This window comes from Streptomyces sp. WAC 04229, from assembly GCF_003947455.1.
Classification (GTDB): Bacteria; Actinomycetota; Actinomycetes; order Streptomycetales; family Streptomycetaceae; genus Streptomyces.
Map to the genome: position 1 here is coordinate 1 of NZ_QHJH01000088.1, position 7,905 is coordinate 7,905.

The 7,905-nt window shown below is 72.4% G+C and carries 9 protein-coding genes and 1 pseudogene; 6 read left to right on the plus strand and 4 right to left on the minus strand.

From position 1 onward, the window contains the following. Positions 1-118: 118 nt before the first annotated feature. The gene (locus DMH12_RS22465) at positions 119-859 is read right to left on the minus strand and encodes a SigE family RNA polymerase sigma factor (RefSeq protein WP_125493297.1); all 741 of its coding nucleotides are present in this window, start codon (positions 857-859) and stop codon (positions 119-121) included. Between the two features lie 218 nt (positions 860-1,077). On the opposite strand from DMH12_RS22465, the gene afsQ1 reads away from it, so the two are divergent. From afsQ1 to DMH12_RS22490, 5 genes are all read left to right on the plus strand, one after another. Next, a complete protein-coding gene (afsQ1, locus tag DMH12_RS22470) occupies positions 1,078-1,755 on the plus strand; it encodes a two-component system response regulator AfsQ1 (RefSeq protein ID WP_159394623.1) in 678 nt (225 codons plus the stop codon). Then, positions 1,752-3,371, plus strand: coding sequence for a HAMP domain-containing sensor histidine kinase (locus DMH12_RS22475; protein WP_125493298.1), 1,620 nt, complete (start codon positions 1,752-1,754; stop codon positions 3,369-3,371). The genes afsQ1 and DMH12_RS22475 overlap by 4 nt, the downstream gene beginning before the upstream one ends. Then, on the plus strand, positions 3,371-3,991 hold the full coding sequence (locus DMH12_RS22480) for a hypothetical protein (protein ID WP_125493299.1): 621 nt from the start codon (positions 3,371-3,373) through the stop codon (positions 3,989-3,991). The genes DMH12_RS22475 and DMH12_RS22480 overlap by 1 nt, the downstream gene beginning before the upstream one ends. 90 nt (positions 3,992-4,081) lie before the next feature. Further along, the gene (locus DMH12_RS22485) at positions 4,082-4,633 is read left to right on the plus strand and encodes a VanZ family protein (RefSeq protein ID WP_125493300.1); all 552 of its coding nucleotides are present in this window, start codon (positions 4,082-4,084) and stop codon (positions 4,631-4,633) included. 95 nt (positions 4,634-4,728) lie between these two features. Further along, on the plus strand, positions 4,729-4,932 hold the full coding sequence (locus DMH12_RS22490) for a PspC domain-containing protein (RefSeq protein ID WP_064729508.1): 204 nt from the start codon (positions 4,729-4,731) through the stop codon (positions 4,930-4,932). Positions 4,933-5,018: 86 nt separating this feature from the next. On the opposite strand, the gene DMH12_RS22495 is transcribed toward DMH12_RS22490, so the two are convergent. After that, the gene (locus DMH12_RS22495; protein WP_125493301.1) at positions 5,019-5,387 is read right to left on the minus strand and encodes an ATP-binding protein; all 369 of its coding nucleotides are present in this window, start codon (positions 5,385-5,387) and stop codon (positions 5,019-5,021) included. Positions 5,388-5,520: 133 nt separating this feature from the next. Continuing rightward, a complete protein-coding gene (locus DMH12_RS22500; RefSeq protein ID WP_125493302.1) occupies positions 5,521-6,711 on the minus strand; it encodes an adenosine deaminase in 1,191 nt (396 codons plus the stop codon). Between the two features lie 157 nt (positions 6,712-6,868). On the opposite strand from DMH12_RS22500, the gene DMH12_RS22505 reads away from it, so the two are divergent. Beyond that, on the plus strand, positions 6,869-7,630 hold the full coding sequence (locus DMH12_RS22505) for an alpha/beta hydrolase (RefSeq protein WP_125493303.1): 762 nt from the start codon (positions 6,869-6,871) through the stop codon (positions 7,628-7,630). Positions 7,631-7,650: 20 nt separating this feature from the next. Here the strand turns inward: DMH12_RS22505 and DMH12_RS22510 are convergent. Beyond that, positions 7,651-7,905 (minus strand): annotated as a pseudogene (locus DMH12_RS22510) (LysR family transcriptional regulator); the annotation flags it as partial.

Here is a 7,905-nt window from a genome sequence, read left to right on the forward strand (position 1 = left end):
GGTCCCCCGTTGTTCCCCCGTGGTGCTTCCCCGTGAGTAAGAGCCCGGCATCCTCCCCCTGATACACCCCGGCTCGTACTTTTTTTCGCGGGCCCCCCGACCCCCTGCCCCGCTGCCTTCAGGCGACGAGTTCGCCGAAGGCGTCCTCCCGGTCACGGCCGAAGCTGAGGACCTCGTCCTCGCGCAGCCGGCGCAGCGAGCGCCAGATGCTGGACTTCACCGTGCCGACACTGATGTCGAGGATGTCCGCGATCTCCGGGTCCGTGCGGCCCTCGTAGTAGCGCAGGACCAGCATGGTGCGCTGGAGTTCGGGCAGCCGGGCGAGCGCCTGCCACAGGACGGTGCGCAGCTCGGTGCCGCGCATCGCGTCCATGTCGCCGGGCGTCTCCGGCAGTTCCTCGGTCGGGTACTCGTTGAGCTTGCGGCGCCGCCAGGCGCTGATGTGCAGGTTGGTCATGGTGCGGCGGAGGTATCCGCCGACCGCCGCCTTGTCACTGATCCGGTCCCACGCCCGGTAGGTCGAGAACAGCGCGCTCTGCAGCAGGTCCTCGGCCTCGAAGCGGTCGCCGGTCAGGTGGTAGGCGGTGGCGTACAGGGAGGCGCGGCGCTCCTGGACGTAGGCGGTGAACTCCGCCTCCGACAGGGAGCGGCGCTCCCCCTCTGCCTCCCCGTACGCGGTTCCCCCGTGCGTCTCCCCCTGGCGGGCGTCGACCACCGTCATGTACCCGGTGTGCTGACGCCCGGCGCCGCGAACGCACCCCCGCCCGGTCGCGGCGCCGGACTTCTCGGAACCCCGGTGTCCGTGCACGTCGTGCAGGCGCGTGACCACTGCGCTGGTGGTGCCCTTCAGCGTGTTCATCTCGCGCCCCCCGTCGTGGACTTCCGGTGTTCGGCTCACTGTGCTGACCAAAATCCTGCCGCCGCGACTTCATGGCCGTGTCCGTCGACTGTCACAGACCTGTCACAGGGGTCCGTCACGGCTGGATCACCGTTCCTTCACAGGGTCCGGCGGCGCGCTGGGCCCGCTTCCGCACCCACGGGTCGAACACCGGCCCCTCCATGGGCCAGAATGAGCCCGTGCCTTCCCTGTTGCTGATCGAGGACGACGACGCCATCCGCACGGCCCTGGAGCTCTCGCTGAGCCGACAGGGTCACCGGGTGGCCACCGCTGCCAGCGGTGAGGACGGTCTGAAGCTGCTGCGCGAGCAGCGGCCGGACCTGATCGTGCTGGACGTGATGCTGCCCGGCATCGACGGCTTCGAGGTGTGCCGTCGCATCCGGCGCACCGACCAGCTGCCGATCATCCTGCTGACCGCGCGCAACGACGACATCGACGTGGTCGTGGGTCTCGAGTCGGGTGCCGACGACTACGTCGTCAAACCGGTCCAGGGCCGGGTCCTCGACGCCCGGATCCGGGCCGTGCTGCGGCGCGGGGAACGGGAGTCCAGCGACTCGGCGAGCTTCGGCGGCCTGGTCATCGACCGTTCGGCGATGACCGTGACGAAGAACGGCGAGGACCTCCAGCTGACGCCGACCGAGCTGCGGCTGCTCCTGGAACTGAGCCGTCGGCCGGGGCAGGCGCTGTCCCGGCAGCAGTTGCTGCGGCTGGTGTGGGAGCACGACTACCTCGGTGACTCCCGGCTGGTGGACGCCTGCGTGCAGCGGCTGCGCGCCAAGGTCGAGGACGTACCCTCGTCCCCGACCCTGATCCGTACCGTGCGGGGTGTCGGCTACCGGCTGGATCCGCCTCAGTGACGGAGGAACACCAGGGGGGTTCACGCGGCTGGACCGCGGCTCGCAAGGGAGTCTGGTCCTGGCTGCGCTTCACCAGCCTGCGGCTGCGGCTGGTCCTCGTCTTCGGGCTGGTCGCGCTGACCGCCGCCGTGTCCGCGTCCGGCATCGCCTACTGGCTGAACCGGGAGGCGGTGCTCACCCGCACCCAGGACGCCGTGCTGCGCGACTTCGAGCAGGAGATGCAGAACCGGGCGGGCGCGCTCTCCGAGCACCCCACGCAGGACGAGTTGCAGCACACCGCCGGGCAGATGGCCAACAGCAGCCAGCGGTTCGGCGTCCTGCTGGTGGCCGAGGACGCCGACGGGGACACCGTGTTCGGCAGTTCCGGCGGCCTGGACGGCTTCGCGCTCTCCGACGTGCCCGAGTCGCTGCGCACCGCGGTGAACAAGGAGCAGAAGCTCACCTCCGCCAACAAGCACCCGTACCACCTGTACTGGCAGCGGATCACCGACGACGACACCCCGTACCTGGTGGCCGGCACGAAGGTGATCGGCGGCGGGCCGACCGGCTACATGCTCAAGTCGCTGGAACCGGAGGCCAAGGACCTGAACTCGCTGGCCTGGTCGCTGGGGATCGCCACCGCGCTCGCGCTGCTCGGCTCCGCGCTGCTGGCGCAGGCCCTGGCGACGACCGTGCTCAAGCCGGTGCACCGGCTGGGGGTCGCGGCGCGGCGCCTGGGCGAGGGCAGGCTGGACACCCGGCTGCGGGTGTCCGGAACCGACGAACTGGCCGATCTGTCACGTACGTTCAACAGCGCCGCCGAGAACCTGGAGAAGCGGGTCGCGGACATGGCGGGCCGCGAGCAGGCCTCCCGCCGCTTCGTCGCGGACATGAGCCACGAGCTGCGTACGCCGCTGACGGCGCTCACCGCCGTGACGGAGGTTCTGGAGGAGGAGCTGGAGTTCGAGGGCGAGGGCGGGAGTTTCGACCCGATGGTCGAGCCCGCGGTCCGGCTGGTGGTGAGCGAGACCCGGCGGCTCAACGACCTGGTGGAGAACCTGATGGAGGTCACCCGCTTCGACGCGGGCACCGCCCGGCTGGTCCTGGACGACGTCGACGTCGCCGACCAGATCACCGCCTGCATCGACGCCCGCGCCTGGCTGGACGCCGTCGAGCTGGACGCCGAGCGCGGCATCCACGCCCGCCTCGACCCGCGCCGGCTGGACGTGATCCTGGCCAACCTGATCGGCAACGCGCTCAAGCACGGCGGTTCGCCGGTCCGGGTGTCGGTGGCGCGGGCGGACGACGAGATCGTCATCCGGGTGCGGGACCACGGACCCGGCATCCCCGAGGACGTCCTGCCGCACGTCTTCGACCGCTTCTACAAGGCGAGCGCCTCCCGGCCGCGCTCCGAGGGCAGCGGGCTCGGCCTGTCGATCGCCCTGGAGAACGCGCACATCCACGGCGGCGGGATCACCGCCGAGAACTCGCCCGAGGGGGGTGCGGTGTTCGTCCTGCGGCTGCCGCAGGACCCGTCGCCGCCCACGGACGAGGACGCCGGCGACGGCGACGACGGCGGCACCGGGGGCGTCCCGGACGACGGGAGCAGGGGCAAGGACGCGAAGGGACAGGTCTGATGACCGTACGCCGCCTGCCGGCACGGCCCGGGCTCGCGGTGCTGGCCGCGCTGACCGCACTGCTCGCCGGGTGCGGCATCCGCGCCACGGAGGTGCCCACGGACTACGGTCCGGCGCCCTCGCGGGTGCGCTGCTCGCTCGCCGAGCCGGACGCGTCGGCGCGGGACGCGGCCGGCGTGCCGGTCCAGGTGTTCCTGCTGTGCGGCTCGTCGCTGGTGGCGGTGGACCGCACGGTGCGGGTGCCGGACGGCGCGTCCGACTCGGGGCGGCGGGTGCTGGTGGCGCAGGGGCTGCTCGACCAGCTCGCGGCGTCGCCGTCGGCCGCCGAGAAGGAGGCCGGGTACACGACGGACGTCCGGCGCGGGATCGCCGTGACCGGCCCGCGCTCCGGCGACCCCGACGACACGCTGCGGCTGAGCACCGCGCCCGACGACCTGACCTCGTACGCCCTCGCCCAGGTCGTCTGCACGTTCTCCGACTCGGCGGCGGCCGAGGGGGACGGCTCGGTCGTCCTGGCCGGGCCCGGCGACCGGCCCGCCCGCCGCTACGCCTGCACGGACGAGGTGCGGGCCCGGCCGGGCAGCAACGAGCCGCCGGCCACCGAGGTCAAGGACGGCTGACCGCCCCGCGTGGGGGCCGTGTGGCGCAAGCCTCATCCTCGCGCGGGAGAGACCGGAACCGCGCGCGGCGAAGGCCGCGTCTAGGGGGACGTGCAGCGTCATGGGTTCCCCGGCGGCAGCGCCGCGCTCCGCATCCGTGTGACAGGAAGTGTTCTCCTGGTCGCACATCTCGCGTTCGTCGCCTGGTACACGCTGCGCCCGCTGGACGTCCCCTGGGTACTGCCGCCCAACCTGCACCCGTTCGACGGGATCCGCGCGGACGTGGCGCTGGGCTGGCCCGGGGCGGCCCGCTCCCTCGGCGGGGCGCTCGCGCTGCTGGCGCCGCTCGGCGTACTGCTGCCGATGGCCGGGGGGCGGCTGACCGGTTCGCCGCTGGCCTCGCTCCTGCGCACCACGGCCGCGGCCATCCTGCTGTCGCTGGGCATCGAGCTGCTGCAGACCGGGGTGCCCGGGCAGGTCGTCGACGTCGACTCGCTGCTGCTGAACACGGCGGGTGTGGCCCTCGTGCACCTGGCCGTCGTCCCGGCGGGCCGCGCCCGGCTCCGCCGCAGGTACCGGCGGGAGGGCCGGGAGGACGTCCCCCGGGAGGAGCCCGCTCAGGGTCGGACCCCGACGATTCCCAGGGTCGGGATCGCCCCGTAGAGCGATGCTATGTTCCGTTCGTCTCCGTAGCGTGGAGGGCAGATGAAGGGGAAGCCGAACGGCAGCCCCGCCCACACGCTCACGAAGGAGCCGCGATGTCCCGCCTCGCCCGCCCCACCCACGGCCGCATGATCGGCGGAGTGTGCGCCGCGCTGGCCCGGCGCTTCGGCACCTCCACCACCACGATGCGGGTGATCTTCGTGGTCTCCTGCCTGCTGCCCGGCCCGCAGTTCCTGCTGTACCTGGCCCTGTGGCTGCTGCTCCCCTCCGAGGAGAAGGCGGCGCGCACGGCCTGGTGACGCACACCCCTCCCCTCTGGTACGCCGACGGGGCGCACCCGGTGTCGCCGGGTGCGCCCCGTCGGCGCGTGCGGGGAGGGCGGGACTCAGCCGCCGAGCGCGAGACCGTTGACCGGCAGGCCCTTGGTGGGCAGTCCCTGCACCGGGACACCGCCGAGCTGCTTGGCGACCGGCTCGGTCGGGCCCTCGGCGAGCTGCTCGGCGACCACCTGCTCGACGACCGGCTGCGCGGCGGTCAGGCCGGTGCCGGAGACGCGACGGCCCTGCTCCAGCGCGTTGCCCGCGCCGGGTGCCACCTGGGAGACGGTCTGCGCGGGGAGGGTGCGGGCGACGGAGTCCACCGTCTGCGCGGTGTTGGGGAGCTCGGGGGCCGCGGAGGCCGCGCCGGCACCGGCGGCGGCGAAGACGGCGCCGAGTGCGGCGACACCGAGGGTCTTGACAGCAGACTGCTTCATGAAATGCGTCCTCGTATTGCGGGGATGTGAGCGGTGCTCGACCGTAAACACGCCCCGCCCCGCGCGGCAAACATCGAAATGCGGACGGATTGTGAACGCCGGTCCGCCTCCCCGTATTACCGTGCGACCCCCTTCATCGCCCATCCTCCGAATAGTCGCTGGTCGCAGCCGTCTGCTGGAACAGCCATTCGGACTTCAGCTCGGCATATCCGGGCTTGACGACGTCATTGATCATGGCCAGTCGTTCATCGAAAGGAATGAACGCTGATTTCATCGCATTGACGGAGAACCACTGCATGTCGTCGAGCGTGTAACCGAATGCGTCGACCAGGTGCTCGAACTCCCGGCTCATACTCGTGTGGGACATCAGCCGGTTGTCGGTGTTGACGGTGGCGCGGAAGTGCAGCCGGCGCAGCAGGCCGATGGGGTGCTCGGCGTAGGAGGCCGCGGCGCCGGTCTGGAGGTTGGAGCTGGGGCACAGCTCCAGCGGGACGCGCTTGTCCCGGACGTACGAGGCGAGCCGTCCGAGCTTGACCGTGCCGTCCCCGTGGACCTGGATGTCGTCGACGATGCGCACTCCGTGCCCGAGCCGGTCGGCGCCGCACCACTGGAGGGCCTGCCAGATGGACGGCAGCCCGAAGGCCTCGCCGGCGTGGATGGTGAAGTGGTTGTTCTCGCGCTTGAGGTACTCGAAGGCGTCCAGGTGCCGGGTGGGCGGGTAGCCGGCCTCGGCGCCCGCGATGTCGAATCCGACGACGCCCAGGTCGCGGTACCGGTTGGCGAGTTCGGCGATCTCCAGGGAGCGGGCGGCGTGCCGCATCGCGGTGAGCAGGGCGCCGACGCGGATGCGGTGGCCGTTCTCCCGGGCGCGCCGCTCGCCCTCCCGGAAGCCCTCGTTGACGGCCTCGACGACCTCTTCCAGGGTGAGCCCGCCCTCCAGGTGCTGCTCGGGGGCGTACCGCACCTCGGCGTAGACGACGCCGTCCTCGGCGAGGTCCTCGGCGCACTCGGCGGCGACCCTCACCAGGGCGTCGCGGGTCTGCATGACGCCGACGGTGTGCGAGAAGGTCTCCAGGTACCGCTCCAGCGACCCGGAGTCGGCGGCCTGCCGGAACCAGGTGCCGAGCAGGTCGGGGTCGGTCTCGGGCAGGCCCGGGTACCCGGTCTCACGGGCGAGGTCGACGACCGTGCCGGGACGCAGCCCGCCGTCGAGATGGTCGTGCAGCAGAACCTTCGGCGCCCGGCGGATCTGGTCCGGCGTCGGCGCCTTCCCTGCCTTCGCGGTGTTCCCCGCGGCGCTCTGCGCGGTGTTCTGGCTCGTCATTTCCGCACTCTAACTCCTACGCGCGTAGAACGCGGGGCGAACGCACAGGAACGTGAATGCGGGCGGAACGCGGCGCCTCGGTGTACAGCTCCGCCGATATGTAACGGTGATTGCACGGACAGGTGGCGTACACCCGGTCTTCTGAGAATGTTCTGCCATGGCACAGCAAGCGACGCCGGTCCGACAGGCCCGGCTGGGGCGGACGCTCGGCCCGGAGGGGACGGCGGTGAGCGGAGTGGTGCTGCTGCTCCCCGGCGGTGACGAGGTGTCCGGCCGCAGACCCTCCGCACTGCTGGCGGCCGCGTCCGTACGGGCGTTGGGGCGCCGGGTGGCGCGGGCGGGGCGGGACGAGGGGCTGGCCGCGCATGTCGTGCACTACCGCTACCGCGGCTGGAACGGCACCGAGGCGCACCTCGCCCGGGACGCCGCCTGGGCCGCCGACGAGGCGGTACGGCGCTACGGCGACGTACCCGTCTGCCTGGCCGGCCTCGGCATGGGCGGCCGGGCGGCCCTGCGCGCCGCGGGGCACGAGGCCGTCAACTCGGTGCTGGCGATCGCTCCTTGGCTGCCGGAGGAGGACGTGGCCGCACCGCCCGAACCGGTGAAGCAGCTGGTCGGCCGGCAGGTGCTGATCGTGCACGGCACGAACGACGAACGCAGCGACCCCGAACTGTCGTTCCGGCTGGCCTCGCGGGCGAAGAAGGCCAACCGGGCGGTGTGCCGCTTCGAAGTGCACTCCGACGGACACGGGTTGCGTCAGTACCGGGAGGAGGTCGCCGCGCTGGCGGCGGACTTCGTGATGGGCTCCCTCTTCGGGCAGTCGTTCTCGCGCCCGGTGGAGGACGCGCTGGCCGCCCCGCCGCCGCTGGGGCTGCGGATGCCGCTGGCGGTGGGGTTCGGCAAGTCCTTGCGCCGGTAGGGACTGGTGGGCCCCTGGGGTCAGGAGGGCAGCAGGCTCCCCCTTCTCGAGAGCAGGAACTTCTTGAACGCGGCCACGGGCGGGGTGTCCGCACGGCCCGCCAGCCAGGCGACGCCGATCTCCCGGGCGGCGCGCGGGGCGGTGACCGTCAACTCGACCACGCCGGGGCGGGGAACGGCGGGGGGGGGGAGCAGGGGGGCCCCCCGCCCCCCCCCGGGCACGCCCCGCAGCGGCCCCGCCTCCTCCCCCTCCCAGGCGGCCTTTGGGGGGGAACC

Bases quoted from the DNA above. Each gene is read 5' to 3' on its own strand.
- DMH12_RS22490 (WP_064729508.1), top strand. From the start codon at position 4,729: ATGTCCCGCCTCGCCCGCCCCACCCACGGCCGCATGATCGGCGGAGTG.
- DMH12_RS22505 (WP_125493303.1), top strand. From the start codon at position 6,869: ATGGCACAGCAAGCGACGCCGGTCCGACAGGCCCGGCTGGGGCGGACG.
- DMH12_RS22500 (WP_125493302.1), bottom strand. From the start codon at position 6,711: ATGACGAGCCAGAACACCGCGCAGAGCGCCGCGGGGAACACCGCGAAG.
- DMH12_RS22480 (WP_125493299.1), top strand. From the start codon at position 3,371: ATGACCGTACGCCGCCTGCCGGCACGGCCCGGGCTCGCGGTGCTGGCC.
- DMH12_RS22465 (WP_125493297.1), bottom strand. From the start codon at position 859: ATGAACACGCTGAAGGGCACCACCAGCGCAGTGGTCACGCGCCTGCAC.
- DMH12_RS22495 (WP_125493301.1), bottom strand. From the start codon at position 5,387: ATGAAGCAGTCTGCTGTCAAGACCCTCGGTGTCGCCGCACTCGGCGCC.